The 22759-nt window shown below is 43.0% G+C and carries 20 protein-coding genes and 1 tRNA gene; 5 read left to right on the top strand and 16 right to left on the bottom strand.

The window, feature by feature from the left end:
- The first annotated feature begins 40 nt into the window (after nucleotides 1-40).
- From AACT19_RS19230 to AACT19_RS19215, 4 genes are all read left to right on the top strand, one after another.
- Nucleotides 41-718, top strand: coding sequence for a response regulator transcription factor (locus tag AACT19_RS19230; RefSeq protein ID WP_004736501.1), 678 nt, complete (start codon nucleotides 41-43; stop codon nucleotides 716-718).
- Nucleotides 715-2013, top strand: coding sequence for a sensor histidine kinase (locus AACT19_RS19225; RefSeq protein WP_076648205.1), 1299 nt, complete (start codon nucleotides 715-717; stop codon nucleotides 2011-2013). The genes AACT19_RS19230 and AACT19_RS19225 overlap by 4 nt, the downstream gene beginning before the upstream one ends.
- A 155-nt stretch (nucleotides 2014-2168) precedes the next feature.
- Nucleotides 2169-3110 (top strand): pyridoxal-phosphate dependent enzyme, encoded by a 942-nt coding sequence (locus AACT19_RS19220; RefSeq protein ID WP_076648202.1) that lies wholly within the window; start codon nucleotides 2169-2171, stop codon nucleotides 3108-3110.
- A gap of 215 nt (nucleotides 3111-3325) precedes the next feature.
- On the top strand, nucleotides 3326-4063 hold the full coding sequence (locus AACT19_RS19215; RefSeq protein ID WP_076648199.1) for a dienelactone hydrolase family protein: 738 nt from the start codon (nucleotides 3326-3328) through the stop codon (nucleotides 4061-4063).
- A 79-nt stretch (nucleotides 4064-4142) separates the two neighbouring features.
- On the opposite strand, the gene AACT19_RS19210 is transcribed toward AACT19_RS19215, so the two are convergent.
- The 13 genes from AACT19_RS19210 to AACT19_RS19150 all read right to left on the bottom strand — a co-directional run bounded on the left by AACT19_RS19210 (nucleotide 4143) and on the right by AACT19_RS19150 (nucleotide 18703).
- Nucleotides 4143-5396, bottom strand: coding sequence for a D-amino acid dehydrogenase (locus tag AACT19_RS19210; protein ID WP_017087672.1), 1254 nt, complete (start codon nucleotides 5394-5396; stop codon nucleotides 4143-4145).
- Nucleotides 5397-5645: 249 nt separating this feature from the next.
- A complete protein-coding gene (locus tag AACT19_RS19205) occupies nucleotides 5646-6572 on the bottom strand; it encodes a LysR family transcriptional regulator (protein WP_017087671.1) in 927 nt (308 codons plus the stop codon).
- Nucleotides 6573-6710: 138 nt separating this feature from the next.
- A complete protein-coding gene (locus tag AACT19_RS19200) occupies nucleotides 6711-7688 on the bottom strand; it encodes a DHH family phosphoesterase (protein WP_076648196.1) in 978 nt (325 codons plus the stop codon).
- A 59-nt stretch (nucleotides 7689-7747) separates the two neighbouring features.
- Complete coding sequence (locus AACT19_RS19195) at nucleotides 7748-8554, bottom strand: ETEC_3214 domain-containing protein (protein WP_076648193.1); 807 nt, start codon at nucleotides 8552-8554, stop codon at nucleotides 7748-7750.
- 2 nt (nucleotides 8555-8556) lie between these two features.
- Nucleotides 8557-8727 carry a hypothetical protein gene (locus AACT19_RS19190; RefSeq protein ID WP_017062056.1) on the bottom strand — a complete coding sequence of 57 codons (171 nt, stop codon included), beginning with the start codon at nucleotides 8725-8727 and terminating at the stop codon, nucleotides 8557-8559.
- A gap of 61 nt (nucleotides 8728-8788) precedes the next feature.
- Complete coding sequence (locus AACT19_RS19185; RefSeq protein WP_076648190.1) at nucleotides 8789-10294, bottom strand: transglycosylase SLT domain-containing protein; 1506 nt, start codon at nucleotides 10292-10294, stop codon at nucleotides 8789-8791.
- Between the two features lie 99 nt (nucleotides 10295-10393).
- Nucleotides 10394-11005, bottom strand: coding sequence for a lipoprotein (locus AACT19_RS19180; protein ID WP_076648187.1), 612 nt, complete (start codon nucleotides 11003-11005; stop codon nucleotides 10394-10396).
- A gap of 6 nt (nucleotides 11006-11011) precedes the next feature.
- Nucleotides 11012-12025 (bottom strand): hypothetical protein, encoded by a 1014-nt coding sequence (locus AACT19_RS19175; protein ID WP_237296718.1) that lies wholly within the window; start codon nucleotides 12023-12025, stop codon nucleotides 11012-11014.
- Between the two features lie 54 nt (nucleotides 12026-12079).
- Nucleotides 12080-13063, bottom strand: a complete 984-nt coding sequence (locus AACT19_RS19170) for an LPP20 family lipoprotein (RefSeq protein WP_076648181.1) — start codon at nucleotides 13061-13063, stop codon at nucleotides 12080-12082.
- A gap of 715 nt (nucleotides 13064-13778) precedes the next feature.
- The gene (gene gltS / locus AACT19_RS19165; RefSeq protein ID WP_076648178.1) at nucleotides 13779-14993 is read right to left on the bottom strand and encodes a sodium/glutamate symporter; all 1215 of its coding nucleotides are present in this window, start codon (nucleotides 14991-14993) and stop codon (nucleotides 13779-13781) included.
- A 254-nt stretch (nucleotides 14994-15247) separates the two neighbouring features.
- Nucleotides 15248-15338 (bottom strand) — tRNA-Ser (locus AACT19_RS19160).
- A gap of 180 nt (nucleotides 15339-15518) precedes the next feature.
- Entirely contained in the window at nucleotides 15519-15968 is a 450-nt protein-coding gene (locus AACT19_RS19155; RefSeq protein WP_004736492.1) for an L-alanine exporter AlaE, read from the bottom strand.
- 248 nt (nucleotides 15969-16216) lie between these two features.
- The gene (locus AACT19_RS19150) at nucleotides 16217-18703 is read right to left on the bottom strand and encodes an ATP-binding protein (RefSeq protein WP_445286124.1); all 2487 of its coding nucleotides are present in this window, start codon (nucleotides 18701-18703) and stop codon (nucleotides 16217-16219) included.
- 138 nt (nucleotides 18704-18841) lie between these two features.
- Between AACT19_RS19150 and AACT19_RS19145 the strand changes: the two genes are divergently transcribed.
- Nucleotides 18842-19411 (top strand): UPF0149 family protein, encoded by a 570-nt coding sequence (locus tag AACT19_RS19145; RefSeq protein ID WP_017083925.1) that lies wholly within the window; start codon nucleotides 18842-18844, stop codon nucleotides 19409-19411.
- A 77-nt stretch (nucleotides 19412-19488) separates the two neighbouring features.
- Here the strand turns inward: AACT19_RS19145 and AACT19_RS19140 are convergent, their stop codons facing one another.
- From AACT19_RS19140 to ybgF, 3 genes are all read right to left on the bottom strand, one after another.
- Nucleotides 19489-20520, bottom strand: coding sequence for a potassium channel protein (locus AACT19_RS19140; protein WP_076648172.1), 1032 nt, complete (start codon nucleotides 20518-20520; stop codon nucleotides 19489-19491).
- A 174-nt stretch (nucleotides 20521-20694) separates the two neighbouring features.
- Nucleotides 20695-21756: a quinolinate synthase NadA gene (gene nadA / locus AACT19_RS19135; protein ID WP_004736488.1), complete on the bottom strand. Its 1062-nt coding sequence runs from the start codon at nucleotides 21754-21756 to the stop codon at nucleotides 20695-20697.
- A gap of 210 nt (nucleotides 21757-21966) precedes the next feature.
- A complete protein-coding gene (ybgF, locus tag AACT19_RS19130; protein ID WP_076648169.1) occupies nucleotides 21967-22755 on the bottom strand; it encodes a tol-pal system protein YbgF in 789 nt (262 codons plus the stop codon).
- Nucleotides 22756-22759 lie beyond the last annotated feature (4 nt).

Genomic DNA, 22759 nt, shown 5'->3' with positions numbered 1-22759 from the left:
TCAGGATAATGTTACCGTCTATTTCTGTATGAGAATCAAAATGAAACGAGTTCTATTAGTCGAAGATAACCGTGAAATCGCAGGTGTCTTATTTGATTATTTTGAGTGTATTGGCATGGAACTCGATTATGCGGACAACGGCGAACTCGGCCTGCAACTCGCGTTGGAAAACTCATTTGATATCATCATATTGGATCTGATGTTGCCAAGAATGGACGGCCTCACGGTTTGTAATAAACTGCGAGACCAAGGCAACGCGACACCTATTTTGATGTTGACTGCGTTAGATAGCCGCGATGATATGTTAAAAGGGTTTGAGCATGGTGCCGATGACTATCTAACCAAACCTTTTGATTTGGATATTTTGGAAGCCAGAATGAACGCGCTTGTTCGTCGTTACCGAGGAAAAGTGGCTTCTTCTAAGCTTCAGTTTGATGAACTCACCATTGATCAAAAAACCCGTAAAGCCTACCGTAAAGACAAACTGCTCGCGCTTAACCCAACGACTTACACCATCCTTGAGATGCTGTGCCAAAAAGCACCTGAAGTAGTGACTCGTGAAGATATTTCCTACAAGCTATGGCAAGAAGACGAACCCAACAACGATGTGTTACGTAGCCATATCTATCAACTGCGTAATCAACTCGACAAGCCTTTTGACACCCCAATGTTGATTACCGTTCCTAAAGTTGGATTCCGTCTGGAGCCATCGAATTGATTTCAAATGTTCTGACAAGCACCAAAACCCTCACAGGCCGCCTAGCGCTTTTCTTTGGGTTGATGGCCGTGATTGTGTCTGCATTCGTCTATGTCGTTTTTGTTGCCGGGTTGTATATGTCAGAAGACCGGGTCGGTGAAAGACGCATCCTGATTGACCGAAACTATGCTGTCGAACTCTTTCAAGCTGGCGAGAGCGGCGCAATACGTATTGACGGTCTCACCATGGCGTACAATGACCTGTCATTTGTACCAAAAGAGTACACACCTTACATAGAAGGTAAGGATAACTTCCTTGGTGAAGTCGGCGACGAGCCGGAGTCGCGAATGATCTATGTGGGAGAATACTCTCATGAAGGTAAAACTTACCCGATCATCCTTATGTCTGAGATAGATCGCGTCGAATTTGATACCTATGAATTGGTATACGCCATCTCGTTCGTGTTGGTGCTGTTATCCATTTTGATATTTAGCTTTGGCACCTTACTCTCTCGCCTTTCCAAACGACTGATTGAGCCCTTCAACTCTCTTTCTGAACAGCTTGAGTCGAATAAGCTCAACCTTAATGAAGAGTTTGATGTCAGTGAAGGTGCAGCTGTTGAGTTTCGTCAGTTAACAGACCAACTCAATCAATACCGTAGAGAAATCAATTCCTTGATCAAACGTGAACAGGCGTTTGCTCGTTATTCAAGTCATGAATTAAGAACCCCACTAACGGTCGCTCGTGGTGCAAATAAATTGCTATTAAGAAGCGAAACAACGGAATTTCAATCTCGTCAGGTTGAGCGCATTGATGAAGCCATTATCCAGATGTCAGAAATGGTCGATGCCCTACTCGGTTTAGTTCGTTATGAAAGAAACAGTGACGATGCACCGCTGCGCTTGTTTAGTCAGCAAGAGTTAGAGACAATCGTTTCGAAAAACTCGTTACAGGCAGACGAGAAGCAAGTCGAGATAACCTTACAAGTTCAATCAGAACCCACCATTCAAGCCACCAGCGCGATCATGAATATGTTGGTCGGCAACTTGTTGAGAAATGCGATTGCAGCAACCAATAGTGGCACTGTCACGGTTACCCTGTCCGAACAGAGTATTGTGATTGAGGACCAAGGTGAAGGCCTTCAGGAACAATACAATCCGAATGGTCATGGATTAGGTTTATTGATTGTCGACGACTTGTGCCAACGCTTCCATTGGGGCTTTGAGTTGGTCAATCGCAACTCTGGAGGGTGCACTGCCAGAATCGCCTTTCAGACAGATTCAACCTCATCTAAACAAACATCTACAAAAACATAAACTAGATCAGCACCAAATAAACTCTTAGAGCTGTACTCAATATCCGACGAAAACTTGATTTAGTTGGTTTACAGCACTTGCAGGCTACTAGATACTTGTTAGTCCTATTTGAACTAAAAATGCTGGCTTCTTAGTCAGCATTTTGTCTAAGCGCGATGAAACTAAATAATAGCCCCGTAACTCAACATCAATACAACGACCACACCTTTTTCTTAAAGCGTGACGATCAACTCCACTCTCACTTTTGCGGCAATAAAGCACGAAAGTTCATGAAGCTACTCGAAGACGAACACCCGAATACGACAACCTTAATCAGCTACGGTTCTGCGCAAGCTAACTCTCTATTCTCACTCGCTGCACTTGCAAAAATTAAAGGCTGGACGCTTGAGTTTTACGTTGACCACCTTCCTCAATGGCTACAAGAACGTCCAATCGGCAATTACCGTGGCGCTGTAGACTTGGGCGCTAAGGTTATTTCAGTCAAAGAGACGGGCTCTGAGCTTCATCCTCAGGAGTATATTGAGCAAATAAGACAGCCAGATTCTCAGTGCATTGTATTGCCTGAAGGTGGACGCTCTCAGCTTTCTGAATACGGCGTGAAGCAACTGGCGATGGAAATACTCAGCTGGACGCGTTTCGAAAACAAACACGATTTCGTGGTCGCACTACCAGCAGGCACCGGCAGTACGGCTCTATATCTGCATAAGCATTTAAAAGTGCACAACATCCCGGTGTTAACCTGTGCGTGTGTTGGCGGCAGCGACTATTTAACGCAGCAATTCAATGAACTTGGCGAATCCGATCACCCACAGATCTTACCGCTCAAAACCAAACACCACTTTGGTAAGTTGTATCAACAGGACTATCAAACCTGGTTGGGTCTACAAGAACAAACGGATATTGAATTCGACCTACTCTACGACCCATTGATGTGGCAATGCCTAGAGCGATGGCAAGAAGACAACCCAACCAAAACCGTCATCTATATCCATCAAGGTGGCATCTTAGGTAATGAGTCGATGTTGCCGCGCTATCAACGTAAGTATCCAGAGATGAGCATTAGCAAAACCAAAACCAAAACCAACGCATCTTGGTAATTGTTTTCTTTATTCCCCAGTTTAGCTATTCAAGTTTTGGTAAGCTGAGAACATCACAAAACAGCCATCGTACTCCCTCTCGATGGCTATTCATCAGCAATAGCCTCCTGCTATCCCTGCCATACATTTCAAGTTAAAAACAGAAATCTGGCGAGAATCATCGCGTTATCTATACTTTCGATTGGAACGTCAATTGTCATCGAAAGGAATCACGCATGCGAACAATCAATACGCTCGGCCTGTTTTCAGTTTTACTGCCCTTCTCTGCGATTTCAGGAGAAAACATCACTTACCAAGTCGATGGTATGGATTACGAAGGTTATTGGAGTGAGGCCAGTGACCAAGCACCTTTGGTGCTGCTAATTCACGATTGGGATGGCTTAACTGATTACGAAAAGAAACGTTCTGAGATGCTCAACGAACTCGGTTACAATGTGTTCGCCATCGACCTATTTGGTAAAGGCATTCGCCCGACCGAAGTGAAAGACAAAAAACAACACACAGGCGAGTTGTATAAAGACAGAGAAAAAATGCGTGCACTACTTAATGCGGGAGCGATGGAAGCCAAACGACTTGGTGGTAACTTAGATAACAACGTGATGATGGGTTACTGTTTTGGTGGCGCAGCCGTTTTAGAAGCCGCTCGTGCGGGCATCCCATCGAAAGCTTATGTCACCTTCCATGGCGGTTTATCGACACCTAAAGGACAAGACTACTCTGAGACAAAAGCTCCGGTTGTCGTGTTCCATGGCACAGCAGATTCTATGATTACAATGGAAGATTTTAGCAGCCTTGCCGCTCAGCTTGAAACAACCAAGGTTCCGCATGAAATGATCACCTACAGTGGTGCGCCACATGCCTTTACCGTATTCGGCTCAAACAACTATCAACAAGAAGCTGACCAAAAATCGTGGGATAGATTTACCCATGTGCTAGAAACCACCACCAGATAACCTTCGACATCCACTCAGAAAAGTAACCCCATTCTAAAACTTAGAATGGGGTTACTTTCACCATCATTACATCATGTTGTTACAAATAACGATGAATACTCAAGTCATCTGTTTTGATATCACTTGAAGAACCACTGACTATGCCTGCCAAGATCTTCCCTGAACCACACGCCATCGTCCAACCTAATGTTCCATGGCCCGTATTGGTAAATAAGTTCTTAATCGGAGTCTTGCCGATAATAGGCGTGCCATCTGGCGTCATTGGTCTTAGCCCAGTCCAGTATTCAGCCTTTGAAAAATCACCCGCTTGTGGAAAGAGATCTTTGATCACCATATCAATCGTGGCTTTGCGTTTTTCTGGGATTAGGTAGTCAAAACCAGCGAGCTCTGCCGTACCCGCAATACGAATTCGGTCATCAAAACGCGTCATCGCCACCTTGTAGGTTTCATCCATTACAGTAGAGGTTGGTGACTTATCTGCATTCACGATCGGTAGTGTTAGCGAATACCCTTTCACTGGATAGACAGGAATAGACAGGTCAACTTGCTTCAACAAGTCTCGAGAATAACTGCCTGAAGCGACCACGTAAGCGTCCGCTTTGAATTCACCTTGAGTCGTGGTAATACTCTCAATGGTTTGATTCTGATGATTGAGCTTGACCACTTCAGTATCAAACACGAACCTAACACCGAGTTGCTTGGCTTTCTCAGTCAAGGTTAAACAGAACTGATGGCAATCACCGGTTTCATCATGTGGTAAATACAGGCCACCCACCAGCTTATCTTTCACGTCCGCTAAACCTGGTTCAATGGATAGGCATTGCTCAACGTCAAACAACGAGTGCTCTATCCCGCTTTCTTGTAGCAACTTCATGTCTTGCTGAATGAAATCCAATTGCTTCTCGCTTCGAAACACTTGTAGCGTCCCTTTCTGCCTACCTTCATAAGCCAATTGCTCACTGGTTCTTAGCTCAGTCAGGCAATCTCGGCTGTAGTTCGCGACTCTCAACATCCGCGATTTGTTCTGTGCATATTTAGCTTCGTTGCAGTTGGCGAGCATCTTCGTTGCCCAAGAAACTAACTCGGGAGAAAGCGAAGGCTTTACTTTGAGAGGGGCATGTTCTTGGGTTAACCATTTCATCGCTTTCAAAGGGATACCAGGCGCCGCCCATGGTGAAGAATAGCCGTAAGAAATTTGCCCAGCATTCGCAAAGCTGGTTTCTTTACCACTGCCATCTTGACGATCAATAACCGTGACCGAGTGACCTTCTTTAGCCAAATACCATGCGCTAGTCAACCCAATAACACCGCTGCCAATTACAATAACTTCCATTCTCTTCTCCTAATGCCCGACAAAGCCAAAACCTGTCGAACACAGCTGTCAGTCTAAAACTCGTTTCGTTAATGATTTGTAACTTATTCCGCTCATGTTGACTTAACAATAGAGAGAGTGTTGACAAAAACTCAATTCAACTTAAAAACGAATTCGGCAGTTTGGAACTGTGATATTGGCGGTATTTGGGAGCTTGGGAACTTGGGAACTTGGGAGCTTAGGAGGGATCGTTACATGAATCTACTATGCCTAGATATTGTAAGCGTCATGACTCAAGAAAGTGGCGTTTTCAAGTAAGAAATCTAACAAGGTCTCGGCTTGCAGCGTGAGTGCGCGACCTTTCAAAGATTGAACCTTAACCGTCGCCTTTGATAGCATCTCCAACTCGGTCGCAACCACTTCGATCTGCCCTGACTTTATCTCATCGATCACGGTGAGTTTGGGCATAAAGGTTACGCCCAGCCCTGCTGAAACAAAGTTAGTCAGTGCAGTGACCGAGTTAGTTTGAAGCTTGGGCTGCAAGGTAAGATGGGAAATTTGTTCGGCCTGCTTTACCAACCTCCCCATGCCGGTCGAATTATCGATTAAGGCGAGAGAAGCGTCTTGAATATCTTGCATTACCACAGGCGATTCTTTCATCGTAAGGAAGTGCCCTTTCGGAGCAATCAATTCGAGCGGATGGCTGCGTTCAACGTGAGAGTGCAGTTTAGGGTGCGGTGCAGAAGCATAGGTAATCGCGAAATCGATCTGTTGATCTTCCAACATTTTTACGGCGTCCAATGCCCCAGCAATCTCAATTGATAAGTTGATATCAGGGTATCGAGCCATGAAGGTTTGCATCGGCTTTGACACCAAGTTGGTAATAAACCCTTCACCGATGGCAATACTGACATTGCCTCCTTTGAGGTTTTTAAGCTTAGTTAGTCGAGCAAGCACTGCAGCCTCTCCACGAACAATGGAACGGTAGTAATTCAGCAGTTCATTACCCGCTTCAGTTAACAGTGATTGGCGGTTGTTGCGCTCCCATACTTTCATTTCCGCTTGCGCTTCTAACTGTGTCAGCATTCTACTCATCGCGGCAGGGTCAACGTTCATCATCTTAGATGCCTTACGCAATGACCCGTATTTCGATAAAGCATTAAGGTATTCCAGCGCTCGGATATTAAAGTGGTGCATTCAACTTCCTTGTGATTCAACTGACACTGAATCAAGCCTCTCACAAATTTGCTGCGAACATGTATCCCAATTTATCAAGATCGTGTTTGCACTTACTAACTTGTGCACCGAGTCACTTCAAGCCTGCACATCAACCGTTTAAACGCTGAGTACTAGGTTCGGTCGAATCAAGTCATAGACATAATCAAGGTCATCATTGAGTTGAAACTGATTGTTGATGATGCCACCAGCCATGTGAGAATGCCCACCTCCAAAACCGATCCCTTTATCGTTCAGTGCCCTTTTAACTATATTTGCGACATTGTTATTGGAACACTCTGAACGAAGAGAGATAAAGGTTTTCTCATGACTCTTCGCAGTGAGCACTACGATATCAAGCTCATCAACACTTAATAGAAAATCACCTAATACACCGAGCATATTTTTAGGACAACCTTCAGGAAGCACCGCAAATGCTGCATTTTTTTCACGGCGTAAGTTTGTCAGCATCGAATTGAAAAGTTGCAACTCATGGAACTCGACCTGATTACGACAAATCTTGTTGACCATACTATTGTCGGCCTTCGCCTGAAGATACAACAGTGCTTTTAGGTCAGCAGCTCCCACAGCTCGAGTAAAGTTAGTGGTATCAAAGCTCAAACCGACCAATAGTGCTGTTGCAATTTTTTGTGGCATCGGCAAAGAAAAATAGCGGTAATACTCGACCATCATGGTTGCTGTTGCGCCATAATTTGCTCGCACATCGGAATACCATACAAAATCAGGTACTTTGACTTGGTGGTGATCAATCACTGCGACTTCTAAGCCAGGAACGTCAGTAACGTTCTTTTCACCAATACAACCATCAACAACAATAATCTTGTCGTCTGGTTGTAGTTTCAAGTCTTTTGGCTCATAGATTGGAATCTCTAACCAATCGATCAAATTCCTAAGTGACACTCTATCGATGTAGCCATGAAAGGTAATAAATGTTTGAAATCCTTTCTTTTTTAATAAGTAAGCCAGAGCGTACGCCGAAGACAATGCATCATGGTCTGGGAAGTCATGAGCTTGGACAATGATTCGTTTATTGCCTTTGAGTCTTTCTAGAAAGGTATCGAACTTTGAATTTGCCATAATCCAACTGCTAATAAAAGCTCTAGCTGTGTAAGAAGCTAGAGCTGATGTGTTAATGCTTAACTCTTATGAATCAAACGATACTCTGTGTTCGATAAAATCGCTTCTTCGAGAGCGTCTACACCTAATGTACTGTAACCATAGAAGTTTGGTTTGGCGCTCAATCTCAAAGATTGGACGCTAGAAACGACATCTTCGTCCATCGTTAACGAGTCAACTACAGCAGCCAGCAAATTCCTATTGCTTTTTGTCATTGGCGTAATAAATTCACTGACGCCACTGATTGAAGAATAGAGATATCCGAATTCCCCGCCGTTGTTTTCTTCAATGTAATAATTACCGGTTCTAGCGAACGACGCTCGGATTTCATTGACACTTTCAATGGCATTAAAAGGCTGATTAAAAAACTCTGAACCACCTGAATGTTCAAGCGTTTGAGGTACAAAACCTTCATCAGGGAAGACAAGGTAAGCGACAATAGCGTTATCTCTAGTAATCGCAGACAGTATGAAATTATCATCTTGATAATATTTGATCACATCATCACTACTTGAGCGTTTTATATATACCGGTGCGCCAAACGTTTGATCCAAAGCTTCAGCGGATGAACGAATATATATTCTCTCTAGCTTTCTATGAGATGGAATATCCGTCATTTGAGAAAGGCCAAAGTCGAACATCTTTTCCAATGCATCAAAGCTGTCATTAAAGCCACCCAAAGCAATAGAAATAACCGAGACCAAACCTATAGTACGAGCTAGGCCGCCTTTCTTTTGCTCTTCTAGCAGTGATTCTTGTGCATCTTGGAGTTCTTGTAATTCCTCTTGAATATCTTTAGAAATATCAGCACTCTGTTCTTCCGACATTTTTAACCTTTAATCTCATCAATTGTATCCATCAATGCATCTTTGCCGTCTTCAGCACGTTCCTGCACTCGCTCAAAAGCATCAGTGTCCATGATATCTTCAATTTCGTCGCTGTAATTAAGGCCTAGGTAAATACCAATAGCGATGAAAAATAAAGCGAAAATCTTAAACATATTTAATCTCACCTCTTCAAAAAGTTAAAGCACATGCTTTTCGCAAGTGCTTCAAAAAGCTTTACTTATATAATGCAATACGGCTGTTCACTTTCTTCAAGTAATTTTTCGTTTCATCGTATGGCAACTTCGCAACTAGGTGGTTATACACCTCTTGTGGAGTCATTTTGTTGATCACTTTGGATGCTTTGCCGATACTCGTTGAGCGATCTTTGTTGAATGCCCGGGCAACGTTACCAGCGCCAGTGTTATAAGCCGCAATCACACAGTACAAACGACTTTCATCATTCTCAATCTTACGCAGATACTTACTGTTTAGGATATCCAAATAAGCGGTACCGGTTTCAACATTGATGACAGGCTGATACAAGTCCGAAACCTTCATTGGCGCATCGATATTGCGAACTTGTTTGTTCACGTCATGCCCCGCACTGGTTGGTACCACTTGCATCAAACCAAACGCCGGTACGTGTGATTTAGCATCAGGGCGAAAAGCGGATTCAGAATGCATAATTGCCATAATCAGTGCTGCATCTATTTCCCAGTTTTTACTTTCTTTCTCAGCTAAAGAACTGTACTTGCTTGCACGCGCTTTTAAGCTGTTTTCAGGAAGTTTAACTTTGTAGGTGACCACCTTTTTAGGTTTCACTGGCGTAGCAGCCACTTCCACTACAGGCTTAGGTTTCACAGCGTGAGTTTCAGGTGCTTTTTCAGCTGCGTCCTCTACGGTCATTTGAACCACTTTCGAAGGTTGCTTTGGTTCTGCAACTGGCTCTGATTTCACGACTTCCTTAGGGGATTCTACTTTTTCAACCAGTTCAACGATTTCAACCTGAGGTTCTAGTCGTGTTACTTCAATTCCGTGTTTAGCACGCATTTCATCGTACAGCTTAGTCTGTGCTGCAATACGCTGTTGCGCTTTGCTCAGGAGTGCCAGTTTTTTGTTGTGAGCACGCTGATAAATGAATGAATCTGGAATGCCCGTGTTTGATTGAATAAGACGCTCAGCTTGAACATCAAGCTCATTCATTTGACTTTGCGTCTGTTCGATTACAAAGTCCTTTTCTTCTTGCTCTTTTTCCCAAGAGTACAAAACCTCGTGGTCTTGAGCTTTAAAGTCTGATAGCTCTACCACTTGCCCTGCAACTTCTACCGGGATTCCCTTTACAAGATCATCAATCTCTTCTGCACTACTGTCTTTATCAACTAAAACAGAAACGGTCGCCGTATTATTTTCATAATCCACAGCGGTTTTAACTTGATCACCTTGGGAGTATTCAACTTGTGTGGTTTGAGAAGAAACCTCCCCTTCACCCCACGTTTTAATAAGGTCTGTACGACGTTCATCAAGCTGATTGGTGTATTCGTCACGCCATTGTTCATACTCATCCAAATACGCATTTACATAAGCATGGAACTCTTTGAGCCTTTCTTCTTGGGATTGACTGGCATTAACCACTGCATTGTTTAACTGCTGTTTTTGGTTATCTGACACAGCAAGCGTAGGGAAACTAATTGCCATAGAGATTGCTATCGCTAACCCTGTTTTGGTGATCGTTTTATACATAACTAACTCCGAGATTGCATTGTCTCGTCCTAAAATACATAGAAACAAAAGGCCACTCAATCGGCGGCCTTTTCACTTTAACTAATCGTCATACCACGATTATTTTTTCAAAGCATCGAATGCCGCTGCAAGATCTGTAGCTGCTTTCTCGTTGTTGAATTGATCCCAAAGTGCAGAATCTTCACCACCGACTTCGTCGATAACCTTATTCATGTTCGCATCATAAGCCGCTTGGTCCATGCCAACTAGAACGTACAAGCCACCAGTAGGGCTAGCTTGACTTACAATGACACGGCTGTTTGTGAGCGTTTTGTTCACTACGGACTTAGTGATATTTTCAAACGTCTCTTTAACTTCTTCTGTTACTAACGTTAAACCTTCAGCAGAAGAGGTTGATGTTACGCCCTCTGTCGCAGCTTGGAATAAGTTGCTTACGTCAGTTTCGAATTCAGCAGCAAGGTTTACACGCGCATCATTTACAGCAATCTTGCGCATAACACTCATACCCGCAGCGCTTTTCTTTGCGTAGCCCTTGGCAGCAGTAGCGATATCAGTAGGAATCACATCGCAGATCCAACCCGGAGCTGATACAGTAGGTGCATCAGGGAAAGTACAAGGCGCAAAGTTTTGCGTCTCTTTAACGGTCGCATTGTTGCTTTGACAGCCAGCTAAAACTGTTACCAATGAGATAGCAATAAGTAATTTTTTCATAAGTTATTAGATTTCCTTAACGGCTCTTTCAGCTTTTTCCAGTTGGCATGGAATATCAGTAATTGCGCACTCTATACTTGATGCGTCGACTTTACCCATTGTGCCTTTTTTCATTTTTAGTGAGACTTCTTCGTCAATCACAACCCAAGAGTACTTGTCGGTCACCGCATTAACTTCGTTGTTTACAACGTAGCCTTCACCGATTGGGAAAATTTCAGTTTCGCCTTCCATCGATTTCATTGCATTTGAAAACAGAATATCTGTACCCGGTTTAATTTTCTTTTGTTTGCCCATTGCAACACGTACTTGAGTCCCAGCTGCACACTGGCGCATCTCTAAAACCGGAGCACTTGCCGCCAACATTTTGCCCAAGTCAGTAGAATACTTTACGGCTTCTGCAGCCGCTTTCGCAGCCATTGCGCCGTAACCTGATTCACTTACCGGGCAACGAGAATTGCTGGTCTCTGAAGACGAGTAAAAATCGCCTTCAAGTTTAATACGCTTCATCACTTCCATGCTTGGTAACGCCACTACTTTCGCAATCGCTTCTACATCAAAATCATAACTGCATGACGCTGGAACAACCTTAGTTTCACCTTCATCATTCTCGTAAGTACGACGCTCACTGAATGACGTGCTTAGGTCGGCACTGGTAATTTCCGTGATGATTGCATAATCAGCAATTGGAACGCCTTTGCTGCTTAGGCGACCACTCTGCTCTGCTAGTTTAATTTCGCTTTTTGCTTTGTTGGCAATTTTACGGTCAACAAGGTTTGCACCGGTTTCATCGATTTGAGTTTCTAATGCATTTCGCATTGCTGCCTGCATCTTTTTCGATGCCGAATTTTTGAACTCAAGGTCAACTGGAAGAACAACCACCTTAGTATCGTCTGAAGAAGGCAACTGAATGTCAGCGGCTTCGATTTCTACGCGTGTATCAGGCGTACATACTTCACTCACTGACGCACAACCAGACAAAGTTGCCAGTACAGCGCTAGCCATTAACGTTTTCTTTAACATTTATTCGCTCCGAACATGTTTGTTTTATTTTATTTTTTTAGAATCTGGAGTTTGCTATTTGATTAAACCTAGCGCTGCCCAAATCCCTTTTTCTTTTACTTGCTCATCGAAATGGCGAGCAGCCCCTTCGTCGGCATATGTGTAATTAGTGACAGAATTACCCGTAGAAATAATTTCACTGCGAGATACTGTTTTCGAATTCATGTTGACAACTTTGATATTCGAAACCAGTGTTGAAATAAATGCATCACCTACTTTATTTCTTCGTCGCTCTGAATCCACCTTCAGAATATGTGTTTGGTTCTTTTTCTTAGATGTCGATGTGGCAATATTAAATACAGAAAGTTGGTTGCCTAATAACTGGACGGCCTTGCTCGACTCTCGATCAGACGAAAGGCGAATATTGATCTCACTGCTTACTTTTTGATGAGTAACAACCAGTTGTTCAATTGAACTGATGTCAGCTTGATAGGTCGGGTTTAAAGGCGACAACATCGCAATACGCACTGATGCATCCTGCTGCGTTTGATGTGCGTTACGGTTATCCAGCCACCAAAGCAGTTTATCTTCATGTTTTAGGGCTGCGATTTCTCTCTGTGCTTTGCGGTTAATATCTTGAATTTCACGTATTAACTGCTGAGTCACTAAATTCTTCTTTATTTTAACTTCGACAAATGCCCCGAGAGCGTTCTCTTCCATCTGTACATATTCAATACCATTAAGGGTCAATGATTCGGTTTTCGTATTTACTTTGTTGTCTACTAAGCTATTTGAAAACCCGGTACCATTCGTGTCACGCGCGGTTTCACGCATATAAAAAGAAGATTCAACTTGAGTCCAAAGCTTCTCATTAATATTGTTCACTGCAATTTTTTTTGCGTGAGACAGAGTTCTTGCCTGTGCCACCGCATAGATATACTCGCTAGTATCTGCTTGAGGTTTCGAATACCAAGTTGGCTTAGTTGACTGACAGCCAGTGGTAAAAGCGATCCCAAAAAACACAAAAAGTACAAGGATTTTTTTTATATTTGTAAACATATGGCATCAAGGTCTAATAAATTTGCCGGCATGTTATATCTTCATTTAATAACATTCAAATTACCACACCAGCAGAATGGTTAATTTTCGATCAAAAATTTATGATGTTAATTTTTTCTCTGTTCAATTAACACTCACCAAGAAACGCAAATGACAAAAGCAACAATATAACCAACTGTTTAAATTGACTTAATCTTTTAATCAGAAAACAAAAAAAACCGTAAAATTTAATTTATTATATTTTTTATAAGTGTGATAAAAATCATAATAAGTAGATGTACGGTTGAAAAATAAACTATTTCAACGCCCATCACAAAGAAACCATAACAATAAACTAATTGAAATTTTTATACTAAAAGCTTAATTTGTGTTTATTATTTACACTGAAAACAATCAAAGTTTTTAATTAATTTAGAATAAAAAACAAAAATCGAAGATATTATAAATATGATCGTAAGAGATTTCCCTCACGAAAAGTCAACCTTATTTATAATATTACAACTACAAAAAAGAATAGAGAGGAAGAAGCGGTCAGCATGAAAATATAAGGTTTAATAAATACGATATTCTCAAAAATTAGTAGACAAAAGATACAGATTGATAGAAAAATATGGCGTATTTTCGAGCTAGTCACCCAAGAATCAAAGCGCTCACTCAATCGAGCAAGCTACTGAGAGTTGTCTCTAGTTAATGACAAGAAAGTACTAGGAAGTCACTACAGACCAACAAAGAAACTGATCACTAACGCGTTAATCAAATCAACAAAGAATCCACACACTAATGGCACCACAATGAATGCTTGTGGGCTTGCGCCATAGCGGTGAGTTACCGCGGTCATGTTAACAATTGCAGTTGCTGTCGAGCCAAGAGTGATACCACCGAAGCCTGAACATATCACCACAGAATCATAGTTTCGCCCCATTAGGTAATAAACGGCAAATATCGTAAACAGCAGTGAAAGCAGGATCTGGATACTCATGACAACAGAGATATAGCCAAACAGTCCATCGAGATCCCAGATACGCAGCCCCATCAAGGCCATGGTCAAGAACATACCTAAACAGATGTCAGAGATCATCGCTAAGCCTTTGCGGCCTTGAGCAATTTTCTCTTGTGTACGGCGCTTCTTGAACAATGCTCGACCAATATTTCCTATGAGGATACCGGCAATTAAGCAGCTTACGAATAACGGCAGTTTTAAGCCCATCGAATCGATAACTTCGCTCAAGCTGTAACCGAGCATCAGCGTTAAGTTGAGAATCAACCACGCCCACAAGACACCGTAATGGCTCAATTCAGTGCGAGTTTCACTTTCTTGGTATGCACCAACTGTCACTTCTTCTTCATTGGATGGGCTCACTTTGTGCTTGTTTAGTAGGTAGTTGGCAATTGGACCACCAATCACACACGCAGCAATTAAACCAACCGTATTTGACGCCACACCTAGCTCTAGCGCATTAGCGATACCAAACTCTTCCACAAACATTGGCGCCCACGCTAACGTTGTACCTACGCCGCCTATTAAGCTAACAGAGCCGGACAGCAAGCCTGCTTTCGCATCCATTCCAAAGCCAGAAGCTACAGCCATCCCGACCACGTTTTGCAGAACGATAAAGACGGCAGCAAGAAACAATAGAATGAACAACGGACGCCCACCCTTAATCAGTGTCTTAATATCCGCTTGGAGTCCGATACCAGCAAAAAAGTAGAGAAGTAAAAAGTCTCTGACATCTAGGCTAAAGGTGATTTGGATTTCAAAAATATAGTAAAGCGCCGCTACGGTCGCAGCACAAACAAAGCCACCAATCACAGGCTCTGGTAGTGAATACTTTCTTAATACTTCAGATCGTTCAATCAAACCTTTACCGATAAACAGTAACGAAATCGCGATAGTAAAAGAGAGCATTGGAGAAACTAGGGTTTCTGTCATGGGGTAATGGATTCCTAATAGTTAGATTATTAATAATATTTCGTACTATTAATAATCTAGATTCATGCCAAAAGATCAAGCGTTTATCGATGATAAAAACACCAAATATGGTTCAATCTGCGACGGCATTGATAGAGGAAATAACTATAAAGAAATGATTAAAGGAACTGATACTAGGGATGGATGTAGATGACGTGAAATATAGGGGCTCTAAAACGAGAAAACCCCAGCATTTCTGCTAGGGTTTTGAATAGTGGTGGAAGGATGGGGATTTGAACCCCAGATACGCTATAAACGTATACTCGCTTTCCAGGCGAGCGCCTTAAGCCACTCAGCCATCCTTCCACAGATTGTGTGTTGAGCTTGTCACTCAACGAGGCGCTACTTTATTGATTCTACTTGCTTTGGTCAAGGGGCTTTGTCAAAAAAAGTGTCTTTTTCAGTTTGTTCGATTACAAATTAACTCATTAGATCAAAAACAAACCAAATTTCATTCTTTCGCTGCACTTACGCTTGTTGCTTTTCTTAAGCTTGTTGGTAGTAGCCCGGAACTCGAAACCATTTACGGCACATATCTAGGAAGTAGCCATAAAGTACGCCCATACCACACGAGATAACCGCATTACTGGTTACAGCCGTAACGATCTGGTCGCTTGAAGCACCCACCGCCAATAAAATACCGGCATACACAGGCGACTGGAACAACACGTAAGCTAAAAGGTCAGAAATATTCTTCATCAACGAACTTTGTGAAAGCTTTGCACCATTACGTAAAAACCAATCACGAAAAAGACCATAAGGCCAAGCAATAGCAATGTTCACTGGGATAGATAACGTTCGAGAAGCGAGAGACTGCTCAAATGTCATACCAGAAATAAACACTTCTACGATCATGCCTGAAATAAAACAGAAAACGACCATAGCAAATGTATCCGCAGCTGCGTTTCGAATACAAAATGGACCACGAGACTTCATCGACGCCAAACCTAAAATATATCACTGCCTATTGAGTGAATTAGTAACATATAAACAAGGTGTATTTACACCCTACCAGATAATGTCGCTATTAAATCATAAGATTAGCAGTCATATATTCCAAATTAAAAATCAAGTTGTAAATTAACAACCAAAAACCTCTTAAAAAGCAGTGGCTTCCACCAAAAAATCAAACCAAGGTCAAATATTAGACAATTCGTCATTTACTTACCGTAATTAAACAACATTTAGGCCATCGGTAGATTTACGGTAATGATATTAATGACATCTTGTGTAGGTGGTGCTCCTAAAGAAACCTGCTCTAGCGCTTTATCGACTTGTTCAGTAAGTTCAGCGTTGTTCATAGGTTCAACGTGGGCACGTAGACTCTCTAGTGCAAATTGAATCAGTTCTAGGTTGTTGTCTTCTAGCGCCACATACAGCGTCACCAATAGCTCTTCGGTGTTATCTTTATTTCGCAGATCAGGTTTAGGCAGTGACTCGCTTTTACTTATCGAGTCGTGTTTTTTTACATCTTGGCTTTCGAGAGAATCCGCTTTTACTTCATGGTATTGGTAAAGCTTATTTGAATAGCGGAACAAGGCGTCATCCAGTTCACGCTCATCAATCGGCTTAGCGATAATGTAATCCACACCCGCCCCCAGCATACGTTCGCGAGTCTCTTTAAAGACATCAGCCGTACAACCAAATACCAGTACCGATGACACATCACCTATCAAAGCACGAATCGCAGTGGTTGATTCAACGCCATCCATCACAGGCATATGGTTATCCATGAGTACCAAATCAAAGCGCTCGGCAACCACGGCTTGTATTGCAAGTTCACCATTTTCGACGCTCTTACAAGTGAAACCTTTGCTGCTCATGAAGGTTTCAATGATCACCGTATTCGTTCGGTTATCCTCGACAATCAATACTTTTAAGCCTGAGTAGTCCAACTTCTTATGTGGCAAGCTCTCTATCTCGCCAGGCTGGCATGGCTGAATCTTCAAGCGAACATCAAAGCTCGTGCCTATCCCTTCTTCACTGGTGACGGTAATACTGCCATCCATGAGTTGGGCAATTTTCTTCACTATCGCTAAGCCAAGGCCTGTGCCGCCAAAACGCCTTGTTGTGGAAGACTCCGCTTGTTCGAAAGGTTTGAAAATACGCTTTTGAGCTTCCTTAGAAATACCAATTCCGGTGTCGCGAACTCGAATACTAAGATAGGTGTCACTCCCCTCTATGACTTCTTTCAAGTACACCTCGACAAAGCCTCTGGAAGTAAACTTGACCGCGTTGTTCAAAAGATTAAACAAGATTTGTCGTAGACGTGCTTTATCTGAGAAGTACCAACGACCAGAAGGCACCTCAGAATACACTTTGAATTGCAGCCCTTTCTCTGAAGAGAGTGTGTAGTAGACACTGTTGATACTGCCGATGATCGAATCGAGTGGGAAGCGAGTCTCATCAAGATCCAACCTTCCCTGCTCGATCTTCGAAAAGTCTAAGATCTCGTTAAGTAAGGTCATCATGTGATCACCAGACTCATACAAACTCTTAAGATGCTTCTCTTGTTCAGAATTTAGAGGCGTTTTTAATAGGATCTGAGCAGTACCCAATACCCCATTCATAGGGGTACGAATTTCATGTGACAGGGTCGCAAGGAAAGCGGTTTTTGCATTGGTGGATGCCTGAGCTTTAACCTTTTCCGCTTCAAGATAAATGGTCTTTTCGTTGAACGTTTTAATCAAGTGACCAATTTCGTCTTCACTTGAGTAGTCAACATCTATGATTTCGCCTGCTTTCGAGCTATCTAGCTGTGCGGCAATCGTTGTAATTGGACTAATCAAATAACGGTTCAATAAGTAATAGCCCGCCATCACACAAAGTAGCAATAGCGGAACAATACCGCCCTCAATACTCATCACCTGACGAAATACTTCGTCTGCTACACGTGACTTAGAATTAACTACATCCACTTGCCAACCGAAATCACCAAATTGATTGCTACTGATGTAGATCCCTTCAACGAGATTGAAGTTATGCGAAACCAACACTTGATTGAGCTTATCTCTGAGCATAATGCCAAGATTGTATTCTTCGGCGTGGTTCTTGATAAAGCCTAGCAACTCTTCAAGTGAGAGATCCACCGTCGCAACACCGGCAAAAGTACCGTCGTAATAATAAGGGGAAGAAGCCGTAATCATTCGAACGTGTGTGTATGGGTCGATATAGACATCGCTCCAAGAGATCGTTCCTTGTTTTTTGTTGACTACAGAGGTGTACCAATACTCTTCTTGATAAGGGGTGTTTTTAGGGTTGTTGTAAGAAAACAGCTGATCAATTTTCCCATCGTCGGCTTTATTGAAAAAGTGGCTGTTAAGAAGCTTTTTAGGGTCAAGCGCATAAGGTTCAGGCCAAATTCCAGCACTGACGATCGTATCGTCGCTCGCCGCCAACATGAATTTAAAGAGCGGAATAACATCATCACCGTTACGATGCGCTTGAGCAAAGCCAACTAGACTATCAACAAAGCCTTGAGAGCTGCTGAGCGGCTCTGTAATCAATGCGGATAAAAGTTGCGTACGCAAGTCGAGGTTTTGTTGTAATTTGGCGCGCACAGGGGATTCTACGACGTAATACGTCACACTACCGACAATGGCAATAAACATCGCAAGGTATAACCCAAGCGCTACCATACTTTTTTTCTTTAAAGACGACCGTATCTGCATAATTCTTTTATTGTTTTCTTTTCTGTTAAACCTAGTGTTTATCATCCATGACATCAAGCCTTTTTAGATTGAAGCTTGATTGGCACAAGTTCATTGGTACTATAAGCGCAAATATGTTCCCTTTTACGGTACCTCACTTTGACTTTACAAGATATTCTTGCGCTTCCAGAGTTGGAAGGAAAGCTAATCACAGAACACAAAACAATGGGATTTGTCACTGCAATGGCTGCGGCACCTAATGTGTTAACCCCTCATGAGTGGCTACCGTTCTTATGGGGTGGCGAAGAAGTCGCGCCTTTTACGGATGGTGAGCAGCTAGAGAGCTACATTGAAGTTATCATCACGCTTTGGAATAAAACACGTCCTGAGCTAATTGAAGGAACGTGGGTTTGGCCTGAAGCTTGCCAATTGGATGATGCAGAAGTGGTGAATACCGCTGCTCGCGATTTCTGTGAAGGCTTACTTCAAGGCTGGCAGATCGCCCGTGATGACTGGGAAACATTGATGCCTGAAGAGAGCGAAGACAACGCACTCGTGGGCGGTGTGTTGCTTTCACTGAGCATGCTTTACGATCCAGAAACGTCAATTGCGACACTTGCAGAGCAAGGCATCGAAGGCCTAGAGCAATTCGAAGAGATCTTCAACGCTGTTCCTGTCATGCTTTGCGGATTAACGCAGCGTGGTATTGCCCTGGCTGAAGCTCAATAAAAGTTAGCTTTATACATACCCAAAAGGCCTCACAATGAGGCCTTTTTTCGTTTTTGGACGAGATTAAAATAATAGATCTAGAAGCCTTTCCAATCGAAGTCATCAATTCGCTCGTCGGAGATATAAAATAGTTTAGTACCGCTGCTGACAACTTGGTCTAGTTCTGGGTTAAGTTCAATACCATCCCCCGTATCAATCGCGATCAGCGTTGCTTTGTACTTCTCTTTAAACACAGAGAAAATAGGCGCGACGGTGACAGGCTCAGCGTCTTCAGGGAAATACGTTGAATATTGTGTCATACCTCTTGTTGAGCTCAATAGCTCTTGATGAAGCGCACTTGAACCTGGGTCTACCGCAGCCTTTGCTAGCATCTCTGCACCCACAGCCGGAATACATTCAGAGTTTGGACAATGTTTGTGTAGCAGGTCGCTCAACGCTTCATCTTTAAAATAAACCAGTAAGTGAGCCTTCGGATTTCGGTTAGCACAGTAAAGTGCCGCAGACAGGGTAATGTCGTCTTCTGGGTTATCAATCAGGATACAACTCGCAGACTCAATACCCGTTTTCTCCATCTCTTTTCCATCGGTGTAGCTGTTTACTTTGACGAAATTGATTTCACCGGGTAACGGGTTTTCGATATCTGAACGAGTACATAATACGATTGGTCGCTTACCCGTTTCTTCGTGTTGCAGCATGCGGATGAGGTGAATAGTTCTTTGTTCATTCCATCCCAACATCAAAATGTGGTTGTCCACTCTAACTCTCCTTTTCCCTAGCAAGCCCGCTCGCCAATATTCAACACCTTCTGTTGCCACTTTACCGAGTAATGCGGCAAAAAGGCTGAGTCCACCCGGAATCACAAATAGAATGACTATCCACTGCCCCGCAGCCGTGGTCGGTGACAAATCACCATAACCAACTGTAGAAGCCGTCACCACCAAGTAGTAAGCAAATACGGTAACCGAACTGGTTAAATCTGTTTCACCCGCCAAATACAGCATCGACCACGATAGAACTATGTAGCCAAGAAAAGTGAACAGTAAGTTTTTGCCATTCAAAACAAAGATGTTTGCTTTGATCCAGCGTTTGAGTTGTAACCAGATTATCATTCGAGCCTCTAATCCATTTCTCTTAGTTACATGCTAGAAAAAATACGCGATATCAACAAGATGTATCATCAGAAAAAGATACATGACCACAAGATTGATATGGTCGCCCTATACTCAGGTACAAAAAAACCAGCACTATTGGCTGGTTTTTCGTACGTTAGATAAAAGAACGGCTTACGCGTTACCTTTTACCTGCACATTTAACTGCTCTGCAAAATCTAGCATACGGTTCAATGGAATAAGAGACTTAACGCGTAATTCGTCAGAAACGAAGATTTCGTGTTGCTCACCACCATGCTCAAGTGCATTTTCAATCGCTTCAAGGCCATTCATAGCCATCCAAGGACAGTGTGCGCAGCTGCGACAAGTTGCACCAGCACCCGCAGTCGGCGCTTCAATCAGCTCTTTTTCAGGAACCAATTGCTGCATCTTAAAGAAGATACCTTTGTCTGTCGCGACAATCATCTGTGGATGAGGCAGCTCTTTCGCTTTCTTGATCAGTTGGCTTGTTGAACCCACAGCATCAGCCAGCTCAACCACGCTTGCTGGTGATTCTGGGTGAACCAAAATAGCCGCTTCTGGGTAGACCGATTTCATTTTCTTCAGAGCATCAGCTGAAAACTCATCATGAACGATACACTCACCTTGCCAAAGCAACATGTCAGCGCCAGTTTGATTTGCAATGTAAGAACCTAGGTGGCGGTCTGGCCCCCAAATAATGGGTTTGCCTTCAGCGTCTAGGCTTTCAACAATTTCTAAAGCGATGCTCGACGTAACGACCCAATCTGCACGTGCTTTAACAGCCGCAGAGGTGTTCGCGTATACAACCACTGTGTGGTCGGGGTGAGCATCACAAAATTCTGTAAACTTATCCGCAGGACAGCCAAGATCAAGTGAACATTCAGCTTCAAGCGTTGGCATTAAAATACGTTTTTCAGGGGTAAGGATCTTTGCAGACTCACCCATAAAACGAACACCAGCGATGATCAAAGTGCTTGCTGAATGACGGTTACCAAACTTAGCCATTTCTAATGAATCGCCAACGAAACCACCAGTTTCTTCTGCCAGAGCCTGAATTTCAGGATCGGTGTAGTAGTGTGCAATTAGAACTGCATCTTTTTCTTGAAGTAGTTTTTTGATGTTTGCGATGTGGGCCTGTTTCTGAGCGTCGCTCAATGGAACTGGCTTAGGCGGAAACGGGTAAACTGTATCGATTTTATCTAGTATATGACTCATTGCTCTTGCTCTACGCAACTTCTTCCGAGGATTAGAGTATTCTACACAGGACAGCGATTGGGATCAAAAAGGATTGGTTGCAAGCAGTGAATAGCTAATGCCTAAAACGCATAAACAAGGCGATGTGTTGGCATCATAAAGAAGATAAGTAGACACTAAACGGGAGTGAACAGGTATAAAAAAGAGGTACCTGAGCACCCCTATTTTGTTTTACAAGTGGGTTTTAGCCACTTTAGCCGAAGCACTGTTTGGGTACTCGGTAACGACTTGTTGGTAATATTTCTTAGCTTGCGCCGCATTGTTGTTGCGTGCAGCTATGTCACCAAGCTTAACCAGTGCATCTGCTCGCTTATTTGAGTCTTTGTATGACACAACAGCGGCAAAGCTCTTCACTGCTTCTTTATCTTGCTTCTTAGCAAAATAAAGCTGACCTAACCAGTAGTGTGAGTTAGGTGTAAAGGTTGAATCTGGGAAGTCTTTTTGAAACTTTTGAAATGCTGCGATAGCACCCGTGTAGTCTCGTTGCTTTAGAATCATATCTACAGCGTTTTGATAAGCGGTTTGCTCATCCACATCAGTACTGAACGTACCAGAAGCGTCTTTAGAGCCTTCGCTCGCCGCTACTGCTATCGTTGCCGTTCCTGCTGCTTTCACCTCGCCTCTCACACGGTCCAGTTCAATGAACAGTTCGCGTTGGCGCTCTAGCATTTGCTTCATATCGTAGCTGTTTCGTTCCAGCTCACCACGAAGTTCACTGATTTCCAGTGCCATGTCGTCGATTTGCTGTTGCATTTGAAGCTGAACGAGATTGCGATTTTGAAGCAGGCGCTCTAAGCGCTCAATATCTGATTCGTTAGATGCAGACGCTGCTCGAGAGGAAGATGATGAATTGGTTGCGGTGCTATTGAGATCGGATACTGGAGCTGGTGCAGCGAACGTAGTGTTCGCTGCACTTGCCAGTAACGAAAGCAAAATGACTCGCTTTGTGTTACTGAACATGAGG

This window comes from Vibrio sp. 10N.222.47.A9, assembly GCF_963872585.1.
Taxonomy (GTDB): Bacteria; Pseudomonadota; Gammaproteobacteria; order Enterobacterales; family Vibrionaceae; genus Vibrio; species Vibrio splendidus.
The sequence above is the reverse complement of the archived record's forward strand: the minus strand, read 5'-3'. Positions and strand labels throughout refer to the sequence as shown.

What these genes read in the sequence shown, in the direction of transcription:
- AACT19_RS19230 (WP_004736501.1), top strand. Translation starts at nt 41, where the DNA reads ATGAAACGAGTTCTATTAGTCGAAGATAACCGTGAAATCGCAGGTGTC.
- AACT19_RS19220 (WP_076648202.1), top strand. Translation starts at nt 2,169, where the DNA reads ATGAAACTAAATAATAGCCCCGTAACTCAACATCAATACAACGACCAC.
- AACT19_RS19215 (WP_076648199.1), top strand. Translation starts at nt 3,326, where the DNA reads ATGCGAACAATCAATACGCTCGGCCTGTTTTCAGTTTTACTGCCCTTC.
- AACT19_RS19210 (WP_017087672.1), bottom strand. Translation starts at nt 5,396, where the DNA reads ATGGAAGTTATTGTAATTGGCAGCGGTGTTATTGGGTTGACTAGCGCA.
- AACT19_RS19205 (WP_017087671.1), bottom strand. Translation starts at nt 6,572, where the DNA reads ATGCACCACTTTAATATCCGAGCGCTGGAATACCTTAATGCTTTATCG.
- AACT19_RS19200 (WP_076648196.1), bottom strand. Translation starts at nt 7,688, where the DNA reads ATGGCAAATTCAAAGTTCGATACCTTTCTAGAAAGACTCAAAGGCAAT.
- AACT19_RS19195 (WP_076648193.1), bottom strand. Translation starts at nt 8,554, where the DNA reads ATGTCGGAAGAACAGAGTGCTGATATTTCTAAAGATATTCAAGAGGAA.
- AACT19_RS19190 (WP_017062056.1), bottom strand. Translation starts at nt 8,727, where the DNA reads ATGTTTAAGATTTTCGCTTTATTTTTCATCGCTATTGGTATTTACCTA.
- AACT19_RS19185 (WP_076648190.1), bottom strand. Translation starts at nt 10,294, where the DNA reads ATGTATAAAACGATCACCAAAACAGGGTTAGCGATAGCAATCTCTATG.
- AACT19_RS19180 (WP_076648187.1), bottom strand. Translation starts at nt 11,005, where the DNA reads ATGAAAAAATTACTTATTGCTATCTCATTGGTAACAGTTTTAGCTGGC.
- AACT19_RS19175 (WP_237296718.1), bottom strand. Translation starts at nt 12,025, where the DNA reads ATGTTAAAGAAAACGTTAATGGCTAGCGCTGTACTGGCAACTTTGTCT.
- AACT19_RS19170 (WP_076648181.1), bottom strand. Translation starts at nt 13,063, where the DNA reads ATGTTTACAAATATAAAAAAAATCCTTGTACTTTTTGTGTTTTTTGGG.
- gltS (WP_076648178.1), bottom strand. Translation starts at nt 14,993, where the DNA reads ATGACAGAAACCCTAGTTTCTCCAATGCTCTCTTTTACTATCGCGATT.
- AACT19_RS19155 (WP_004736492.1), bottom strand. Translation starts at nt 15,968, where the DNA reads ATGAAGTCTCGTGGTCCATTTTGTATTCGAAACGCAGCTGCGGATACA.
- AACT19_RS19150 (WP_445286124.1), bottom strand. Translation starts at nt 18,703, where the DNA reads ATGCAGATACGGTCGTCTTTAAAGAAAAAAAGTATGGTAGCGCTTGGG.
- AACT19_RS19140 (WP_076648172.1), bottom strand. Translation starts at nt 20,520, where the DNA reads ATGATAATCTGGTTACAACTCAAACGCTGGATCAAAGCAAACATCTTT.
- nadA (WP_004736488.1), bottom strand. Translation starts at nt 21,756, where the DNA reads ATGAGTCATATACTAGATAAAATCGATACAGTTTACCCGTTTCCGCCT.
- ybgF (WP_076648169.1), bottom strand. Translation starts at nt 22,755, where the DNA reads ATGTTCAGTAACACAAAGCGAGTCATTTTGCTTTCGTTACTGGCAAGT.